The sequence below is a fragment of the Corynebacterium vitaeruminis genome (assembly GCF_001054325.1).
GTDB classification, from domain to species: domain Bacteria; phylum Actinomycetota; class Actinomycetes; order Mycobacteriales; family Mycobacteriaceae; genus Corynebacterium; species Corynebacterium vitaeruminis_A.
Genome location: NZ_JVVM01000025.1, coordinates 54400 through 72295, shown reverse-complemented (window position 1 = coordinate 72295; position 17896 = coordinate 54400). Strand labels below are relative to the sequence as shown.

Here is a 17896-nt window from a genome sequence, read left to right as displayed (position 1 = left end):
CGGCCGGAGCACTTCTGCTGTACTCACCCCAAAAGAGTCTTCACCTCCCGCCAGCGTTACCCCTACGCCTCGTTATCGCCCGGCCCGTTCGTCATCCGCATCCGCACCGCACCCGCCCGCACCGCCGGAGTCAGCGTCATCCGTATCGTCTTGCTTACGCTTCGTCCCTTTTTGCCGAAGTATTCGCCGCAACCAACGTCCTGGGTTATCAAAAGCGTTTGAATCTTGATTCGAGTTCCTGTTTTTCTCTTCCGATGAACCATTCGTCTTTCGGTCTTTTCCTGGCTCAATCCACACCACCCGTTCCGTTTCGACAGGCTCCCCTTCACACTCATCCGGGCGCAACGTCCACCAGGATTTGTCATTCGACCGCTTGTCATCAATCTTTCGATGCGTACCGGGGTCAACGAATGTCAGATTTGAAATGTCCGTTGCCCCGCCCCTCGCCCAGGACTCAATATGATGCATATCGCACATAGCCGGTGGCGTAGCTTTGCCCGGCGCGGAAGATCCGCCTTCCTCGCCGCACAGCGCAAGGTACTGGGCCATCGTCCCTAGTCTCTGCGATCGGCCAAGAAACAGACTCTGCCCCTTGTCTCCCAAAACCTGCAAGAATGAATTTCCGGCCGCAACCTTCTCTATCGCCTCAGCGATTGACATTCGCACGCCACCATCGCTGATTGCTTTCCCTGCCCCCGGCAACTTCCAACCATCCGTGCCTTGCAGCTTTACGCCCGCTATTTTCGCGATATCCGAAATATGGGCCACAGTGACAACCGACGTGGTGCCCCGCACCGGCTTTAAGGTCGCACCTATCCCAAAACCGGCATCGACCGCAGCCTCAAGTGCATCATGAAACCGCTGCTCTGGAGCGCGCTCATCCTTAGCGGCTTCCTCCAGGAGTCCACCCGGCCGCCCGTAGTCAGCCTGCAACCTCTTCAGCATCGCCGCGAAGTGCGGCGTAATCAGCCCCGTCAACCGACTCATACCGTCGGCTCGTTGTGGTCCGACCTTCACTCCCCGCAGCCGCTGTCTGTCCTCATCCGTATATGGATCATCCAATCCCAACATCGCGCGCAGTCGATGTGACAGCGCACCCAAGTCGTCGACACGCACCTGCGTCACAACCTCACTGGCATGCTCATCCAAGGCCTGTGTCACCCGCGCATGTTCTGATTTCGGGAGACCTTTGACAGCTTTATCAATCTTTTGAACCGCATCCGCCCCTACGACCCCTTCGGATACCTTGTCCCGCAGAGCAGGCATTCTTTCATCGTCACTTTTCGACGAAAAAGGCTCCGCTTCCTTCCGGAGCCGCCCTAAACAACTAATTCGCTGACGAGCCTCCGCACGGGAAATATGAGACTCTTCCGCCAGCCAAGCAACTTTCCGGTGATTCGATGAAGGTATCTCCGGCGCAAGCGCCGCCAAGTACTCCGCGTCAACTATGGCTAGGCGCTTCCGAGCCCTCTCAATCAACGCATAGGCATCTCGCATATGAACTGGCGATAAATCACCGAAGCTCTCCACAACTAACCGAGACAGAGCTTCGAATTGAGTTATCAAGTCTAATATCTGCGACACCGACAGTGCTTGACTCAGCCCCCTTGACGGCTCCTGACCTTGCGGTTGATTAGGTCGCATCATTCCCCTCCCCTCGAATCCCCTAGAAATCGCTTTCGCTTTTACTTCCCTAACTATCCCCTACTACATACAAATATCGCACACCCATTCGAGTACGTCAATACCCTTCTTCGTATTTCTTTTCCCTTTTAGCTCCACACCATTCAAGCCAACTAGGCAGCCCCCCTCCCCCTCCCGAGCCCACTCAACACAAAAGCCGCCCTCCAAACCTCAACGGTTCGAGAGAACGGCTTCAATAAACCATCTACAAGTGGCCAAACCCATCGGCCCGACCAACGGAAAGATGCCAGAGCGCCAATTAGCGGTGCGCCAGGAGATTAGTTCAGCTTCTCCAGCTCAGCCATCGTGCGCTCGTTAATCTCCTCAACGGACCCCTCAGCGGCAATCTTAACGATCTTATCCGAGTAGTAATCCAGCAACGGAGCGGTCTCATTGGTGTACACGTGCATGCGGTTGCGGATTACTTCTTCAGTGTCATCTGCGCGACCACGAGCCAGCATGCGCTCGACTACGACGTCCTCAGAAACGTCGAACTGCACGACAGCGTCCAACTCGGTACCGAGGTTGGACAGCAGACGCTTTAGCTCCTCTGCCTGACCAACCGTGCGCGGGAAGCCATCCAGCAGGAAGCCCTTGGCAGCGTCGTCCTCATTCAGGCGAGACTCGACCATACGCACAGTTACGTCGTCCGGAACAAGATTGCCGGCGTCGATGTAAGACTTCGCCTCAATGCCGAGCGGAGTGCCTTCACCGATGTTTGCGCGAAACAGGTCGCCGGTGGAGATGTGCGGGACACCGAGCTTTTCCGAGAGGATAGCTGCCTGGGTGCCCTTGCCTGCACCGGGAGGACCTACAAGTACGAGTCGCATTACTTCAAGAACCCTTCGTAGTTACGTTGCATCATTTGGCTTTCAACCTGCTTGACCGTCGTCAGCGCAACACTGACCAGAATCAGCAGGGCTGTACCTCCAAACATACCGCCTGTACCAGCGTTTGCGTCGCCAAGCCCCATATCAAGCGCGACATTTGGCAGAACAGCAATCAGCGCCAGGTACAGCGAACCGACGGTCAGCAGGCGAATCAGGACGTACGAGAGGTATTCAGCAGTTGGACGTCCCGGGCGGAAGCCCGGAATGAATCCGCCGTACTTCTTCATGTTCTCCGCCTGCTCGTGCGGGTCGTACTGCACGGAGGTGTAGAAGAAGGAGAAGAAGATAATCATCAGGAAGAACAGCACGATGTACTGCCAACTGGACGGTGCCAGCAGGTACTGAATGACATTGCGCTGCCACCAGTTGTCCATGTTCGGATTCGACTGACCGGACTGAATAATCTGGGTAATCAGAACCGGAACGTAAATCAGCGAGGACGCAAAGATGACCGGAATAACGCCGGCCTGGTTAACCTTCAGCGGCAAGTAGGTGGAAGAGCCACCATACTGGCGACGCCCCACCATGCGCTTTGCGTACTGCACCGGAATGCGGCGCTGTCCCTGCTCGATGAAAATAACGCCGATGATGAGAACCAGGACCGCAACAATTACGGTCGCGAAGACGACACCGGTAGTGGAGCGCAGAATATTCGCTCCCTGCGCTGGCATACCAGCGGCGATACCGGCGAAAATCAGCAGCGACATACCGTTGCCGACACCTCGGTCAGTAATGAGCTCACCCATCCACATGACCAGCACCGCACCGGCGGTCATCACGACAACCATCACCACGAGGTCAAAGACACCTGCATCCTTAACCAGTAGTGACTGCGAGCCACCCAGCAGGGCACCACGGTCTGCCATAGCCACAATGCCGGCAGACTGCAGCAACGCCAACGCCACTGTGAGGTAGCGGGTGTACTGGGTCATCTTCGTCTGACCTGACTGTCCTTCCTTCTTCAACTGCTCGAAGTGTGGAATCACCACCGTGAGCAGCTGGACGATAATCGAGGCCGTAATGTACGGCATAATGCCGATGCCGAAAATCGCCATCTGCAGCAGAGCGCCACCTGAGAACAGGTTGATCAGCGAGTAAACGCTGGACTGATCTTTCGAAATCTGCTCGAGCTGCGCGTTGACCAACTGGTAGTCGATACCAGGGGTCGGAATCTGTGAGCCGATTCGGTACAGAATGATCATCGTCAGAGTGAAGAAGATCTTCTTACGCAAATCGGGATCGCGCAACGCCGCAATGAGACCGGAAGCCACGTGCATCCTCCCGAGGTCAAGGAATCCGCTTTCCCACGCTTTTCCCGAAAGACTCACCCGCTCATCAGCCAGCAGTCTCCCGTTTTAGTTAAGCAGCGGGGATGACGTATTCCTCAAACCTTAAATTGACAGTATTTGACGTAGTGAGTCTACCAGCGTTTCTCCACATCGTCGCAATACGCCTCTATATCACCGTTACTGCAGCGCTCCACCCCATCGCCTCTTTTCGCTTTACGACGATCCCAGCGCCCCATCCCCTTGAGGCCACGACACCCCGGCCGAGCCAAACTCAGCTATCTCACAAGAAACTTGAACAGTGTTAAAGTTTTTCTCTGTGAGCACCTACAGCATCCGCATGCGTTCCAGCGCCGATGGTTTCCATATTTCTGGCGCTGAGCGTCTTGCACCGGCCGCCGAACTACCCCAGTTAGCCTCTGCAATGACTAGCCGTGCACTTCACCACGACAAGGGTCGCGCCGACACAATTCACATCACGGTGGACAATATTGAAGAGTCGACCATTTGCACCGTGCCCGCGTTGACTCCTTTCCTAGAGTCGAGCTCCTGCCCTGCGGATGCACGCGATCTAATCGGTCGACTCCTGCACGCAGCAGGCATCGAGGCAGCCGATACCGCCGTCGAATTGGCCTATTCACTCACCGGCCTCCGCGGCGCCGCTCTTATCGATGCCTCCTCCGGTGAGCGCCTCGACCCTAACCCCGTCCGCGGGGTACGGGTCTCGACATTTGATGCCGTCTCGCACCCCAGCAAGGACTGTGCCAAGGACCATTTTCACGAGGCCCTTATCCTCGCATCTAAGGTTCACAGTGCCTCGGGCATCATCGCAGAGATCTGCCTCTCCGACGACCCCTTTTACACTCGCGGATACCTCGCGCTAGACGGAATCTTCCACCGCATCCCCAATATCAAGAGCCACGGCAGCACTCTAGGCACTCGCATTTTCATCGTTGAGCCCGGCACAGACGTCCCCGAACTAATCAATTACTTGGAAAACGCACCTGTCTACGTCGAGCTCCCGCCCAACTCGAGTTCCTCGACGACCACTACCGGTGCCTCCGACGTTCTCACCGATAGCCCTACCACGGGCGAGGACCGCACCAGCAGCGATCTCTCTACAATCGCCGCTCACCGGAATTCGGCTTGGGCCGCTGAAGGACTCGCCCGCACACTGCGCACTTTCGAGACCGCACAATTGCCCCACAGCCGAATTGACGGCACCGACTACCTGTTGTTTTCTTCCTCGGACTACCTCGGCCTTTCGACACACCCCGAACTCATCTCAGCAGCCACAGAGGCCATCGAACATTTCGGCACCGGGTCCGGCGGCTCTCGTCTGACCACCGGAACCAGCATCCACAGCGCACTTGAGGATGAACTCGCGCAGTTCTTCGGTTTCGACGATGCCGTTCTCTTTGCGACTGGCTATCAGGCTAACCACTCGACCATCGCTGCGATCGCCACCGCCGACGTTGAAATCTTCTCCGACGCCGCCAACCATGCTTCCATCATCGACGGTTGCCGCAATGCTCGAGCAAACGTCACAGTCTTTCCACACGCCGACTACCGTGCACTCGACCGTCTCCTCGCAACATCTAACGCGCGCCACAAGCTTGTTATCTCCGATGCTGTCTTCTCGATGTCAGGCGAAGTCATCGATGCGCATGCACTCGAACGCACCTGTCGCCGTCACAACACATGGCTGATGCTTGACGACGCCCACGGCATCGGCGTTATCGGAGAACACGGCCGCGGCACCGCAGCGCACCTCAGCGTTCATCCGGACATTGTGGTCGGCACCGCGAGCAAGGCTCTTGGCGTCGAAGGAGGATTCGTTCTCTGCTCGGCACCAGTTGGCGAACTGCTACGCAATCAAGCCCGCAGTTTTGTGTACTCAACGTCCATGAACCCCGGTTCCGTCGCAGCTATCCGCACAGCGTTGAAACAACTGGAGGCTGGGGACGTCGTCAAGCGTTTACGCCGTAATATCGCGCGCGTACGAGCCCTGGTGGGAGCGCATGCCGAACCAGCTTCGGCGATCATCCCCCTGGCTGTTGGTGACGAGGACGCCGCGATGGCGGCTTCAGAGCAGTTGCGGGAGCTGGGCGTGTTTATTCCTGCGATTCGCTATCCCACGGTTCCCCGTGGCGAGGCAATGTTGCGCTTGACCATTACCGCGCGCCATACGGACACTGACATCGATCAATTGGAGCGGGCTCTGCGGAGCACCAGCCTGATCTAGGCCACCGGTATGCCCCGCCCCGTAAATAGCCAAAGGACTCCTAACCACATGGGTTAGGAGCCCTTTTGCTAAAGCTTGAATGCTTTAGGCCTCAGTGACAGAGCCGCCTGCAGCCTCAATCTTGGACTTTGCGGAGCCCGAGAACTTGGTTGCGGTGACGTTGACGGAGACGTTGATGTCGCCGTCGCCGAGGACCTTCACCGGCTGGTTAGCGCGGACAGCGCCCTTTGCAACCAGGTCGGCGATGGTGACGTCGCCACCGTTCGGGAACAGACGCTCCAGATCCGAAACGTTGACCACCTGGAAGGTGACCTTCGCCGGGTTCTTGAAGCCCTTCAACTTCGGCAGACGCATGTGAAGTGGCATCTGGCCACCCTCGAATGCTGCCGGAACCTGCTTGCGGGCCTTGGTGCCCTTGGTGCCGCGACCAGCGGTCTTACCCTTGGAAGCCTCACCACGGCCGACGCGAGTCTTGTTCTTCTTGGCACCCGGAGCCGGGGCCAAGTCGTGGAGCTTAATTGGTTCGCTCATGGTTTACCTACTCCCCCGCTACTTCTTCGACCTCGACCAGGTGACGCACAGCGTTCACGAGACCGCGCACAGCCGGAGTATCCGGGCGAACGGCGGAATCGTTGATGCGCTTCAGGCCGAGAGTGCGCAGCGAATCCTTCTGGTTCTGCTTGGTACCAGCGGTACCACGGACCTGGGTAATCTTCAGTGCCATGGAAATCACGCTCCCTGACCTGCGCGTGCGCGCAGCATACGTGCCGGAGTTACCTCTTCGAGGGACTTGCCACGACGTGCGGCGACCTCTTCGGGGCGAACCAGCTGCTTGAGGGCATCAACGGTTGCGTGAACAACGTTGATGGAGTTGTTGGTACCCAGCGACTTGGACAGAACATCCTGAACACCGGCGCACTCGAGCACCGGGCGGACAGCGCCGCCGGCGATGAGACCGGTACCCGGGGCAGCCGGGCGCAGCAGCACGATGCCAGCAGCGGTCTCACCCTGAACCGGGTGGGTGATGGTGCCGGCAATCATCGGGACGCGGAAGAAGTTCTTGCGAGCCTCTTCAGCACCCTTCTGAATAGCTGCCGGTACTTCCTTGGCCTTGCCGTAGCCGACGCCGACCATGCCCTCGCCGTCACCGACGATGACCAGAGCGGTGAAGCTGAAGCGACGACCACCCTTGACGACCTTGGAAACTCGGTTGATAGTTACTACGCGCTCGATGTACTGCGAACGCTCGTCCTGCTGGCGACGGTCGTTACCGCGGCCACCACGACGGTTGTTGTTCTTGTTGTCAGCGGAGTTACGTCCGCCTTCGCGCTTATCGCGTTCCGACATCACGCATTCCTTCCGTTGGACTTGTAAGTGCGCATTAGAACTTCAGACCACCTTCACGGGCAGCCTCGGCCAGAGCAGCAACGCGGCCGTGGTACTGGTAACCACCGCGGTCGAAAACGACCTTCTCGATGCCAGCATCCTTGGCGCGAGCAGCAATCAACTCGCCGACCTTGGCGCTCTTGGCCTTCTTGTCGCCCTCGAAGCCGCGGAAATCTGCGTCCAGAGTGGAAGCAGCAGCCAGGGTACGACCGATGGAGTCGTCGATAACCTGAGCGGTGATGTGGCGGGAAGAGCGGTGTACGACGAGGCGCGGTGCCTCGGAGGTGCCGCGGACGTTCTTGCGCAGGCGTGCGTGACGGCGGGCACGGGCGACACGACGACGAGTCGAGATGTCCTTGCCTACCGGGAGGCGCTTTTCGTTGGTGTTGCTCATTACTTACCCGTCTTTCCGATCTTGCGACGGATCTGCTCGCCATCGTAACGAATACCCTTGCCCTTGTAAGGATCATCCTTACGCAGACGACGGATGTTAGCTGCGAGCTGTCCGACCTTCTGCTTATCAATACCTGTGATCGACAGCTTGGTAGTGCCGTCGACGTCGAAGGTGATACCTTCCGGTGCTTCGATCAGGACTGGGTGCGAGTAGCCCAGGGAGAACTCGAGGTCCTTGCCCTTCTTGGCGACACGGTAACCGACACCGAAGATTTCCATCTTGATGGTGTAGCCCTCGGTAACACCGACAACCATGTTGTTGATCAGCGAACGGGACAGGCCGTGCAGGGAGCGGTTCTTGCGGTGGTCATCCGGACGGTTGACAACAATCTCATTGTCCTTCAGCTCAACGGTGATCGGAGCCGGGATAGAGACAGACAGCTCGCCCTTCGGGCCCTTGACGGAAACGTCCTGGCCGTTGACCTCAGCAGTAACGTTTGCCGGGACAACGACAGGGTTCTTACCAATACGAGACATTGTGTAGTTCCCCCTTTACCAGACGTAAGCGAGGACTTCCCCGCCAACCTTCTTCTCGTAAGCCTGACGGTCAGTCAGCAGGCCCTGAGACGTGGAGATGATAGCCACGCCCAGGCCACCGAGGACCTTTGGCAGATTAGTGGACTTTGCGTAAACGCGCAGACCCGGCTTGGAGACGCGACGCACGCCAGCGATGGAACGCTCGCGGGACGGACCGTACTTCAGGTTCAGGGTCAGGGTCTTGCCAACCTTGGCGTCCTCGACAGCGTAGTCCGCGATGTAACCCTCAGACTTGAGGATCTCGGCGATGTTGGCCTTCAGCTTGGACGACGGCATCGAGACAGAGTCGTGGTACGCGTTGTTAGCGTTGCGCACGCGCGACAGCATGTCGGCGATTGGGTCAGTCATGGTCATGATTAGTGACCGTATCCTTTCTCGCTGCGGTTCCTTCTCACCTCGTGGCCAGCTCCGATGACCGTGGAAACAGCAACTGTCACACGGCGAAAGCTTGGGTTGGAGCTATTGCCAATATCGTGATTCCGGCGATTTAAGGGCTACTGTTCGCCAACTCGGTTCAGTAGCCGAGTCAGCTCGCCACCCAAGTGACGCCAGAGACGATGCGAGGCGAGGGGCCTACAGCAAAGTTCTTACATTTACTGTCGCACCTCATATAGAGGGCAGACCTGGTGATACTAACAAACCCCTGCCGAAATGCAAAAACGCCGCGGCCGGACGTTAGTCCGCTCGCGGCGAAAGCATAACCAATTAACGGTGGCGCTTAATTCCCCAGCCGACGTAGTGCCGGCAGGATGAAATTAGTAGAGCTGGTCGGCAATGATATTGCCCATTGCCTTCTCACCAGCCACCGTCGGGTGGTTGGTCATCGGGCCCATAGCCGGGTCCGCGAAACCGACGACGAAACGCTCGTCCTTATTCGGGTTACAGGTGCCGTGGCCGAGGGTTGCCTCGTAGACATCAATGAAGCCAGCGCCTACGTGCTGAGATGCAGAACGAATGCTGTCACGGAAAGCGCCCTGAATCTCGCTGGCACCCGGCGCCGGAATCGGGAAGGTCTGGTTCGAGGTGTTCACCAAGCACAGCTGGTCATTCGTAGCGTACTCAGGGTAGGAAGCCAGGACGACCTGAGCGCCCGGTGCAACCTGGTGGACGCGGTCGCTGAACTGACGCAGCGTCTGCTTGAACAGCGAAGGAGCCTTGGGGTCCGGCTTTGCGACGAGCTCACCTGCGACGTCAACCCACTGAACCCAGTCCATACCGCCGTACATCAGGACAACCTTCTCAGTGCCCGGTCCGATGTCGCCGTACTGGATAGCAACCTCGAGGTATGCCAGAAGCTGGCCCGGGGCGCCACCAAGGCCGTTACAGGACCAGTCGCCCAGGGACTTGTTCAGCTTCGAAGCTGCGATCTTCGGCCAGTTTTCCATGTCGGTAGCACAGTTAGCGACCAGTAAGTTCTGCCCCGGAGCCAGGCCACGCGGGCCACCCTTACCAGCATTAGCGGTAAAGGAGTCACCGAAGGTGACAATCTGCTTGACGCCCTTCGGGCCGGTGTCGCCGATACCCGGGATCGGAATGTTCGGCAGTTCTGGCATTGCCGGCTGTGCGCTGGCAGCTCCTGCACCCAAGCTCAGACCCAGAGCCGCAACAGTTGCGATAGCAGCCGAGCGGACGGCCACGGAGAAGTTCTTCATGTAGTTAATCCCTTTGCGTTTTGATTTAAGCCCAGCCCCGTATGTAGTCACTGGTTCAACCACTGCGGTGCTGAAGTTCTTAAGTCTTGCCCAAATTGATAACGACCACGATGCATTTTTGGCGGCCGTCACTATGACGAATGGGAGTTTACAACGAAATCATCACGAACGTCTAACTTTCAGCTGAGAAAGTTTGCGACTTTACTAATTTTCAACCCCCAAAAAGGGTCACTTTTCACACCTGCAACACTGGTAGCTTTCACGTAGACCGCACTGCCCCAGCGCATAAACAGTTAACAAAACAGCAAAAAGCCCCGGATACCAAGAGGCATCCAGGGCTTCAGGCAAAAGCTACCTTAGAAGTAGAGACTACTTCTTGAACGGGAAGCCCAGTTCGCGCAGCAGCGCGCGGCCTTCCTCATTGTTAGTAGCGGTGGTCACGACGGTGATGTCCATACCGCGCGGGCGGTCGATCTTGTCAACGTCGATCTCGTAGAACATGGTCTGCTCGGAAAGGCCGAAGGTGTAGTTACCGTGACCATCGAACTGCTGATCAGACAGGCCGCGGAAGTCGCGGATTCGTGGCAGAGCCACGGTCAGCAGGCGGTCCAGGAACTCCCACATGCGGTCACCACGCAGGGTGACGCGAGCGCCGATGGCGTCGCCTTCACGCAGCTTGAAGTTAGCGATCGACTTGCGGGCACGACGGGTCTCCGGCTTCTGACCGGTGATCAGAGTCAGGTCGTTGATTGCACCGTTGATCTGCTTCTTGTCCTGAGCAGCAGCACCGACGCCCATGTTGACGACGACCTTGGTGACGCCCGGAATCTGCATGACGTTCTCGTAGGAGAACTCTTCCTGCATCTTGCCACGAATTTCATCGCGGTAACGGGCCTTCAGACGAGGGGTGTAGTTTTCGCTCATGCTTAGATGTCCTTCCCGGTACGGCGGGAGATGCGAACCTTCTTGCCGTCCTCATCGAAGCGGTAGCCGACGCGAGTCGGGGTACCATCTTCGTCGACCAGCATGACGTTCGACACGTGAATCGGAGCCTCCTGAGTGACAATGCCACCCGAGGATGCGCCGCGTTCCGCAGCGGAGTTTGCAACGTGCTTCTTGATACGGTTAACGCCCTCGACCAGGACCTTGTCGCGCTTCGGGTAGGCCTCGATGACCTTGCCCTGAGCACCCTTGTCCGGACCGGAGATAACCAGCACGGTATCGCCCTTACGGATCTTCACTTAAATCACCTCCGGTGCGAGCGAGACAATCTTCATGAACTTCTTGTCACGCAGCTCACGCGCGACCGGGCCGAAAATACGGGTGCCCTTCGGCTCGCCGTCGGCCTTGATGATGACAGCTGCATTCTCGTCGAACGAGATGTAGGAACCGTCCGGACGACGGGTCTCCTTCTTCGCACGGACGATAACTGCCTTAACGATTTCGCCTGCCTTGACGTTTCCGCCCGGAGCAGCTTCCTTGACAGTAGCGACGATGGTGTCGCCAATGCCAGCGAAGCGTCGGGTCGAGCCGCCGAGAACGCGGATGCACTGGATTTCACGTGCACCAGTGTTGTCGGCAACGCGCAGACGGGATTCCTTCTGAATCACTGCGTTTCTCCTGACCTGGTTGCATTGTGCGTCAGATTTCCGTCCTAAACGCACGCGGTCTTTATGTCTTGCGTTTACGCTTTACGACGAAAGTACCTGCTAGAGGCATCTTTCATGTCGCTTTGACCTCGCACCACCTACGGCCCTAAGCCTTTGAGGGCAGCACGCAGCCACTTCGCGCAACCTGTGTATTATGGCACGTTCCTGCGGGACAACAAAATCCCTCGATTTATGCCTTCAGCAGCGACCCTATACTAAAACAGTGACAAATCAACATTCCGAGAACACTCAGCCACAGCTGGCACAAACACTACCGGTATCACTTCTTGCCGGTTTGGCATTGTTATCTGCCGCCGGCCCGTTTGGAGCCGACACATATCTGGCATCCTTCGTGGAAATCGCAAGTGAGTTCTCCACGACCGAGTCAATGGTTCAGCTCACGCTGACCACCTTCATGATCGGCATGGCCTCTGGGCAGCTTGTCATCGGGGCTCTCTCCGATAGTTTGGGCCGCAAGAAGCTACTCCTCATTGCGACTTTGGTCTTCTTAAGCTCGTCAATCCTCTGCGCCGTGGCGCCGAATATTGGCACCCTGATTGCAATGCGTCTGTTTCAGGGGTTAGCGGGCGGCTCGACTATCGTCCTGGCTCGTTCTGTGGTTCCCGATCTCTTGACCGGCAAGGCATCTGCGAAGGCTTTCTCCACACTGATGGGCATTTCTTCTATCGCCCCGGCAGTCGCTCCCCTTGTAGGCGGCGTTCTCGGCCCTGCCCTTGGCTGGCGTAGTGTGTTCTGGTTTCTCGCGGCCGTCAACGTCGTAATGGTTGCGATTGTGGTTTTTATGGTGCCGGAAACTTTACCTCCCGAGAAGCGCTCCACAGGCGCACTTCGGAATTTGCTGCCAAATATCGGCCGACTTCTGCGGCGTCCCGTATATGTCGGGTACATGTTGGCTTTCGCCGGTGGATTCGCAGTAATGTTCTCCTACATCGCGGCTTCGCCCTTTATTTTCCAGGACCTACTGGGGCTGACACCTACTCAGTTCTCTCTTGTGTTCGCATCTAATGCAGCCATGCTGACAATGGTGTCGATACTCAACGGCAAGATGATCAACCGGTTTAATCCCCGAAATGGCATCTTGATTGGTCTTACGGTCATGCTCATGACGTCGATAGGCCTGATTTTTAACGCTCTCGTCGGAATTACCTTTTTTATTACCTGGCTGCTGCTGTTTATTACCGTGCCGATGATGGCACTGATTTTCGCCAATGCGACTGCACTTGGAATTGAGGAGGTCCGCGATATCGGAATTGGTGCGGGTTCTGGACTCATGGGCTTCGCGCAATTCCTTGCCGCCGCTACGGTCTCCCCGTTGGTGGGACTTGGTGCCAATCTACCGCTGTCGATGGCGATTTCAATGTTGACCTGTGCGCTTATCGCACTGTTTGCGGTCTTGACATTGACACGCGAGAGCCTCCGTGGAAAGCCTCACCGACTGACGTAGGAGCTACACACACGAGAGTGCCCCCTACTTCACTACAACGTTTGAGACTATGCCCGAATCGGCATTAAATCGATGGTGATGCCTCGTACCACCTGTAGGCGTGAGGCTGACATAGGAGAAAGGGCCTGCCATGACCACGCACGCACATCCGCATGAGCCACACAAGGCCTCCGAAACTTCGAAACTCAACTGGCTTCGCGCTGGTGTCCTCGGAGCCAACGACGGTATCGTCTCCACTGCTCTGATCTTGCTCAGCGTGATTGCAGCAGGTTCCTCTCGCGAGGCCATTCTGACTGCTGGTGCTGCGGCCGTTATCGCGGGCGCTATCTCGATGGCTCTGGGTGAATACGTCTCGGTTTCAACCCAGCGCGATACTGAACGAGCGCTGATTGCCAAAGAAAAGGCAGAGCTTAAGGACTTTCCAGATGAAGAGCATAAAGAGCTCGTGGGGATTCTCTCTGGCTATGGCATCCCAGAACAGATCGCCGAAGATGCCGCCCACGGCATCGCTCAGAATGACCCGTTAGCAGCTCACCTGAAGCTGGAATTGGGCATTGACGGCGAGGAGCTGACCAATCCTTGGGCCGCTGCTGGTTCTTCAGCGCTGTCATTCCTACTCGGCGCCATCCTGCCGATGATTGCGGCACTGCTTTTCACCGGCCCGGCTTCTGGCGCAATCGCAGTCACCGTTGTCACCATCGTGACTCTGGCTCTGACCGGCTACATCAGCGCTAAGCTCAGCTCCACTCACTCCGGCAAGGCTGCACTACGCCTGGTTATCGGTGGCGCGCTCGGTTTGATTGTGTCCTACTTCGTCGGTCTGCTCTTCGGCCAGGCCGTCGGTTAGACGGTCGGTTAAGCTCCGGCGAGAATCAAAAGCTAATCAACATAGCTGGTCTTCGTCTGGTTCAACCAGGCGTAGACCGCACCGATTCCCAAACCACCGCCTACAAAGTTGCCCAGCCATACGGCTACCCAGTTGCCGGTGATGTGCAGACCATCGAATCCTGCAGGATGCGGATTGGCGAAAAAGGCCAAGGAAAACAGTGAGAAGTTCGCAATCACGTGCTCAAGTCCGAGCCCGACGAACACTGCAATAATCGGCAGAATCACAGCGAACTTCGAAATGATTTCCTTGGCTTTCAGCGCGCCTAAGACAGCCATATTGACCACGAAGTTCGCGCCCATCGCCTCTACGAAAGCGCCGAAGAACGGCTTGGCCAGCTTCCCCTCGGTCAAGGTGGCAATCAGATGTGTGTCATCAATCCCACCGAGTTTGGCGCTCTGACTTAGCACTAGCGCCACAATCGCGGCACCGATGAAATTGTAGAACGTGGCGACGGCCACCATCCGAAGGGCCACTCCCCACGGCATGCGCCCGCGCGCGGCGGACCAGGACACAAACATCATGCTGCCAGTTGCCAGCTCCGCGCCAAGCACCACGATGGCGAACAATCCAAGCCCGAACAAACACGCGAAGACCAGTCCCCCAGTCCCCGGTGCAACACCCTCGGCAACTTGCCCAGCCACCGCCGCAAATGCCGTCCCGAGCGTCAGATACATACCTGCCAGAATCGCTCGAACCGCAAAACGTCCGTAGTCCTGCGTCAGCAGTTCCTGTTTCTTATCACCAGCTACATCCAGCGTTTCGTATAGTGTCACCGCTGAAGCCTTTCCCCACGTGCCGTTAATTGCAGTTATTCGCATAAAAGAATAACGACCGCCCGGCGCGGAAGTGCAACCGCTTTACGACGGACACAGTGCACTACCCCCACCTAGGCGCTGCAACCAGGAACTGCGATTCACCGTCGAAGGTCGGTGGAGTTACTCAGGAAGACAACTGAACCCAGCGTTTCCAGCAAGGCCATTCGGGTCATTCAGTCGCCCCTGTGGAGGTGCCAGATGATAATTCGGCCGATAGCTCATACTTCTCGATATTATTGACGCCATGGCTATTTGTGTTTGCGGCGAAGGTCTGGTCGACCTAGTCCCGGTATCTCCTGGCAGCCTCAACAACCACGTGCCAGCGCTCGGTGGAGGTCCCTACAACGTTGCAGTCACGGCCTCCCACCTCGGTGCAGACGTTATTTTCCAGTCCCGTCTATCTACGGATGGTTTCGGAAATGAGCTGGTCAAACACTTAGAAAACGAAGGGGTCGATACCTCTTACATCCAGCGTGGCCCAGAGCCAACCATTTTGGCTGTGACCACCATCCATGAAGATCGGTCCGCGACGTACACTTTCTACACTGAAGGGACGGCCACCCCGCTAGTGGAGCCGAAACTCATCGATGCAAATATCGCATGCTTCGGAACACTCTCACTGGCGTTGGAACCAGGCGCCAGCCGGTACGCGGAATTGCTCAAGCAGTTCGCCGCCAACGGCACCCTGATCGCGCTGGATCCAAATATTCGCCCAATATATGCAACAGATGCACACCGAGACTTCCTTATGGGCCTGCTCCCTTACGTCAGTTTGTTGAAGCTTTCGGATGAGGAAGTCGAGTTCCTCGGCGAAGAGGCGCTGGCTACAGTTCCGGTCGCCGTCATCACGCGAGGTTGCGATGGGCTTACTTTGCTTGCCGACGGCAACCGCATCGATGTACCAGCCGTCGATGCGGACGTCGTTGACACCATCGGTGCTGGGGACACAATTATGGGCGCACTGTTAGCAAAAATTGACGAGCGTGGCCTAACAGTGACTGACCTGACTTCCGTATCAACAGATCAGTGGCGCGAGATTTTGCACTATGCGACTGCCGCGGCTGCCATCACTGTGTCCCGCAAGGGGGCGCAGCCGCCGACGAAAACCGAGGTCGCCGAACTGCTGGCTAAGGATTCCTAGTCGGCGCTACTTTGCCCGCTTGAGTTAGCCCCTCTCAAGCACTGCGACCAGGAACTGCGACTCAGCGTCAAAGGGCCGCAGATCCCACGTGGAGTAACGCTGAATCACGGTGAGTCCAGCCTCCTGCGCCGTGGTTTCAAAATCTGCAAAGTCCCAGCCGCGGCCGGCACCGAAGCCGACAATGGCACGACCGGCCTCCGGATTCAGTGCCGCTGCGAAGCCCTGCAGTACCTTCGCGCGGTCTTCTGGCGCTACGAAAGTCAGGACATTACCAGGGCAGATGATGACATCGAAGGCAGCTGCCGTGTCATCGTGAGGTGTGTTCTCCAGGCCGTCGTCAAGCACGTGCGACAATTGCGCCAAGTCCCCTACCAGCCACGTCGCATCCGGGAACTGTCGCTTCGCCTCATCGATGAGATAGGGGTCGACGTCGACACCAACGACCTGGTGTCCTGCCTTCGCCAGGTAACCGCCCACGCGACCCTGCCCACAGCCGGCATCCAGAATCCGAGCGTGCCGCGGCGCCATCGCATCCACCAGCCGCGCCTCGCCATCGATATCGCGGCCCTCGCGAACGAACCCTCGCCACCGGTTGGCGTAGCGACGAGAATGCTGCGGATCGGCGGCAATTATTTCTTTCCAAGTGCGGTGATTGTGGGTGCCATTGCTCATGGCCACCATTATGGCGCAGGAAGAAAACGATTGTGGCAGTGCTCTTCAGACCAGTCGCCGAGTTTACCTCTTCATATCTGTGACTAGCCGACCGGTGTGTAACCGTGTTCAGCCAAGAAGTTAACTGGCTCACCGAGCACAGCTTCTACGTCTTCAACCCCTATGTCACCTTTTTCGTCAACAATTGAATCGAAAGTTGACTCGTTGTCCATAATCGCTTCCTTAACCAGATCAACGCAGGTGGTGGTGATATCGCGCTCGGCGTAGTCGTTGTCGATTCCGACGTTGAAACAGTAAGCGAAAGACAGATCGATCAGAATTAGCGGGTCGCGCACATAATTACTGCTATTAGTGATGACATTCGGCTCTGTGGTTGCATAGCCCTGCTCTCTCATGAAGTCTTCTGCATCACCGAGAACCGCTTGGATAGCGCGATAATCAACCTTTCCGAGCTGGGGATATTTCGATGCTTCTATAAAGCGCTGCGCGTCCTCGTCGATTTCACCGAAAACTAGCTTGATGCATCGGTCGTAAATTGTATTCGGCCCCTCCTCATAGCGAGATTCCGGCAAGTCTCTACAGTAAAGGTCTACATGGAGCTCTGCCTCATTAATGTTGGAAGGATTCTGGGCAGAGCTCGAAGATGTATCTTCGGCATGTTTATCCGTCATCTCAACTCTCTCATCCCGGTTCATTCCCGCGATTAACACCACAGCGAGAATGATGACAAGAGAAAGACCGCTTACCGCACCAAGGATGACCTTGGAGTTCGACGATTTCGAATCAGCACGGGCCACACCACCGGCGCCGTCGGCCTTCTTCCTCGGCGCATCGCGTTTCGCCGCATCAGCGTCCACAGCTGGCGCCGTGGTTTGCTCATTACGTGGCTTCCGTTCTTGCTCTTCGGGGATCCCCTCAGAGCCTGCTTTACGACGCGGCCCCTGCCGGCGCACCGGCTCGTTGTCCTGCAACTTTCCTCCTCTATATACCCCGCAGTCAGTTCCTAAACTGCTGGCGAGAGCTAGTGGCAGCGGATCATCACAAGAACCCGCTGCATAGTGTTTCACCCCATTAGAGGTCTGCAGAAGGGAAAAAGTTCCCGCAGTAGTTGAAAAACATTTATCAGCGAGTAA

Annotated in this window: 20 protein-coding genes and 1 pseudogene; 5 read left to right on the top strand and 16 right to left on the bottom strand. The window is 57.1% G+C overall.

The window, feature by feature from the left end:
* Positions 1-72: 72 nt before the first annotated feature.
* The 3 genes from ADA16_RS07810 to secY form a co-directional block, all read right to left on the bottom strand.
* Positions 73-1497, bottom strand: coding sequence for an HNH endonuclease signature motif containing protein (locus ADA16_RS07810; RefSeq protein ID WP_239659399.1), 1425 nt, complete (start codon positions 1495-1497; stop codon positions 73-75).
* Positions 1498-1961: 464 nt separating this feature from the next.
* A complete protein-coding gene (locus ADA16_RS07805; RefSeq protein ID WP_048760676.1) occupies positions 1962-2513 on the bottom strand; it encodes an adenylate kinase in 552 nt (183 codons plus the stop codon).
* Complete coding sequence (secY, locus tag ADA16_RS07800; protein WP_048760674.1) at positions 2513-3850, bottom strand: preprotein translocase subunit SecY; 1338 nt, start codon at positions 3848-3850, stop codon at positions 2513-2515. Before secY ends, ADA16_RS07805 begins: the two co-directional genes overlap by 1 nt.
* Positions 3851-4199: 349 nt before the next feature.
* Here secY and ADA16_RS11515 point away from each other — a divergent pair.
* Together ADA16_RS11515 and ADA16_RS11510 are read left to right on the top strand one after the other, a co-directional pair.
* Positions 4200-4859, top strand: a pseudogene (locus tag ADA16_RS11515) (6-carboxyhexanoate--CoA ligase); the annotation flags it as partial.
* 123 nt (positions 4860-4982) lie between these two features.
* Positions 4983-6104 carry an aminotransferase class I/II-fold pyridoxal phosphate-dependent enzyme gene (locus tag ADA16_RS11510; protein WP_414629657.1) on the top strand — a complete coding sequence of 374 codons (1122 nt, stop codon included), beginning with the start codon at positions 4983-4985 and terminating at the stop codon, positions 6102-6104.
* A gap of 84 nt (positions 6105-6188) precedes the next feature.
* Here the strand turns inward: ADA16_RS11510 and rplO are convergent, their stop codons facing one another.
* The 10 genes from rplO to rplN form a co-directional block, all read right to left on the bottom strand.
* The gene (gene rplO, locus ADA16_RS07790) at positions 6189-6635 is read right to left on the bottom strand and encodes a 50S ribosomal protein L15 (RefSeq protein ID WP_048760672.1); all 447 of its coding nucleotides are present in this window, start codon (positions 6633-6635) and stop codon (positions 6189-6191) included.
* Between the two features lie 7 nt (positions 6636-6642).
* Positions 6643-6828 carry a 50S ribosomal protein L30 gene (gene rpmD / locus ADA16_RS07785; RefSeq protein ID WP_048760958.1) on the bottom strand — a complete coding sequence of 62 codons (186 nt, stop codon included), beginning with the start codon at positions 6826-6828 and terminating at the stop codon, positions 6643-6645.
* Between the two features lie 5 nt (positions 6829-6833).
* On the bottom strand, positions 6834-7451 hold the full coding sequence (gene rpsE, locus ADA16_RS07780) for a 30S ribosomal protein S5 (protein WP_005510059.1): 618 nt from the start codon (positions 7449-7451) through the stop codon (positions 6834-6836).
* Positions 7452-7485: 34 nt separating this feature from the next.
* Positions 7486-7884 (bottom strand): 50S ribosomal protein L18, encoded by a 399-nt coding sequence (gene rplR, locus ADA16_RS07775; RefSeq protein WP_048760670.1) that lies wholly within the window; start codon positions 7882-7884, stop codon positions 7486-7488.
* A complete protein-coding gene (rplF, locus tag ADA16_RS07770) occupies positions 7884-8420 on the bottom strand; it encodes a 50S ribosomal protein L6 (RefSeq protein ID WP_048760667.1) in 537 nt (178 codons plus the stop codon). Before rplF ends, rplR begins: the two co-directional genes overlap by 1 nt.
* Positions 8421-8435: 15 nt before the next feature.
* On the bottom strand, positions 8436-8834 hold the full coding sequence (gene rpsH / locus ADA16_RS07765; RefSeq protein WP_005509822.1) for a 30S ribosomal protein S8: 399 nt from the start codon (positions 8832-8834) through the stop codon (positions 8436-8438).
* A 401-nt stretch (positions 8835-9235) separates the two neighbouring features.
* Entirely contained in the window at positions 9236-10132 is an 897-nt protein-coding gene (locus tag ADA16_RS07760; protein ID WP_048760666.1) for a GDSL-type esterase/lipase family protein, read from the bottom strand.
* A 369-nt stretch (positions 10133-10501) separates the two neighbouring features.
* Positions 10502-11056 carry a 50S ribosomal protein L5 gene (gene rplE, locus ADA16_RS07755; protein ID WP_005509901.1) on the bottom strand — a complete coding sequence of 185 codons (555 nt, stop codon included), beginning with the start codon at positions 11054-11056 and terminating at the stop codon, positions 10502-10504.
* A 2-nt stretch (positions 11057-11058) separates the two neighbouring features.
* The gene (gene rplX, locus ADA16_RS07750; RefSeq protein ID WP_005509963.1) at positions 11059-11373 is read right to left on the bottom strand and encodes a 50S ribosomal protein L24; all 315 of its coding nucleotides are present in this window, start codon (positions 11371-11373) and stop codon (positions 11059-11061) included.
* The gene (gene rplN, locus ADA16_RS07745; protein WP_048760664.1) at positions 11374-11742 is read right to left on the bottom strand and encodes a 50S ribosomal protein L14; all 369 of its coding nucleotides are present in this window, start codon (positions 11740-11742) and stop codon (positions 11374-11376) included.
* 262 nt (positions 11743-12004) lie between these two features.
* Between rplN and ADA16_RS07740 the strand changes: the two genes are divergently transcribed.
* Entirely contained in the window at positions 12005-13246 is a 1242-nt protein-coding gene (locus ADA16_RS07740; RefSeq protein WP_239659397.1) for a multidrug effflux MFS transporter, read from the top strand.
* 130 nt (positions 13247-13376) lie between these two features.
* On the top strand, positions 13377-14093 hold the full coding sequence (locus ADA16_RS07735; RefSeq protein ID WP_048760662.1) for a VIT1/CCC1 transporter family protein: 717 nt from the start codon (positions 13377-13379) through the stop codon (positions 14091-14093).
* A gap of 32 nt (positions 14094-14125) precedes the next feature.
* Here ADA16_RS07735 and ADA16_RS07730 read toward each other — a convergent pair whose 3' ends face one another.
* A complete protein-coding gene (locus ADA16_RS07730; protein WP_048760660.1) occupies positions 14126-14908 on the bottom strand; it encodes a formate/nitrite transporter family protein in 783 nt (260 codons plus the stop codon).
* A 286-nt stretch (positions 14909-15194) separates the two neighbouring features.
* On the opposite strand from ADA16_RS07730, the gene ADA16_RS07725 reads away from it, so the two are divergent.
* The gene (locus tag ADA16_RS07725; RefSeq protein WP_048760658.1) at positions 15195-16091 is read left to right on the top strand and encodes a carbohydrate kinase family protein; all 897 of its coding nucleotides are present in this window, start codon (positions 15195-15197) and stop codon (positions 16089-16091) included.
* Between the two features lie 24 nt (positions 16092-16115).
* Here ADA16_RS07725 and ADA16_RS07720 read toward each other — a convergent pair whose 3' ends face one another.
* Both ADA16_RS07720 and ADA16_RS07715 read right to left on the bottom strand, forming a co-directional pair.
* Positions 16116-16772: a class I SAM-dependent methyltransferase gene (locus ADA16_RS07720; RefSeq protein ID WP_082150682.1), complete on the bottom strand. Its 657-nt coding sequence runs from the start codon at positions 16770-16772 to the stop codon at positions 16116-16118.
* A 74-nt stretch (positions 16773-16846) separates the two neighbouring features.
* Positions 16847-17734, bottom strand: coding sequence for a hypothetical protein (locus ADA16_RS07715; protein WP_048760657.1), 888 nt, complete (start codon positions 17732-17734; stop codon positions 16847-16849).
* Positions 17735-17896 lie beyond the last annotated feature (162 nt).

Coding starts and splice junctions, on each gene's coding strand:
- ADA16_RS07720 (WP_082150682.1), bottom strand. CDS start 16,772: ATGGTGGCCATGAGCAATGGCACCCACAATCACCGCACTTGGAAAGAA.
- rplF (WP_048760667.1), bottom strand. CDS start 8,420: ATGTCTCGTATTGGTAAGAACCCTGTCGTTGTCCCGGCAAACGTTACT.
- secY (WP_048760674.1), bottom strand. CDS start 3,850: ATGCACGTGGCTTCCGGTCTCATTGCGGCGTTGCGCGATCCCGATTTG.
- ADA16_RS07735 (WP_048760662.1), top strand. CDS start 13,377: ATGACCACGCACGCACATCCGCATGAGCCACACAAGGCCTCCGAAACT.
- ADA16_RS07725 (WP_048760658.1), top strand. CDS start 15,195: ATGGCTATTTGTGTTTGCGGCGAAGGTCTGGTCGACCTAGTCCCGGTA.
- ADA16_RS07810 (WP_239659399.1), bottom strand. CDS start 1,497: ATGCGAGATGCCTATGCGTTGATTGAGAGGGCTCGGAAGCGCCTAGCC.
- rplE (WP_005509901.1), bottom strand. CDS start 11,056: ATGAGCGAAAACTACACCCCTCGTCTGAAGGCCCGTTACCGCGATGAA.
- rpsE (WP_005510059.1), bottom strand. CDS start 7,451: ATGTCGGAACGCGATAAGCGCGAAGGCGGACGTAACTCCGCTGACAAC.
- rpmD (WP_048760958.1), bottom strand. CDS start 6,828: ATGGCACTGAAGATTACCCAGGTCCGTGGTACCGCTGGTACCAAGCAG.
- rplR (WP_048760670.1), bottom strand. CDS start 7,884: ATGAGCAACACCAACGAAAAGCGCCTCCCGGTAGGCAAGGACATCTCG.
- ADA16_RS07805 (WP_048760676.1), bottom strand. CDS start 2,513: ATGCGACTCGTACTTGTAGGTCCTCCCGGTGCAGGCAAGGGCACCCAG.
- ADA16_RS07760 (WP_048760666.1), bottom strand. CDS start 10,132: ATGAAGAACTTCTCCGTGGCCGTCCGCTCGGCTGCTATCGCAACTGTT.
- rpsH (WP_005509822.1), bottom strand. CDS start 8,834: ATGACCATGACTGACCCAATCGCCGACATGCTGTCGCGCGTGCGCAAC.
- rplO (WP_048760672.1), bottom strand. CDS start 6,635: ATGAGCGAACCAATTAAGCTCCACGACTTGGCCCCGGCTCCGGGTGCC.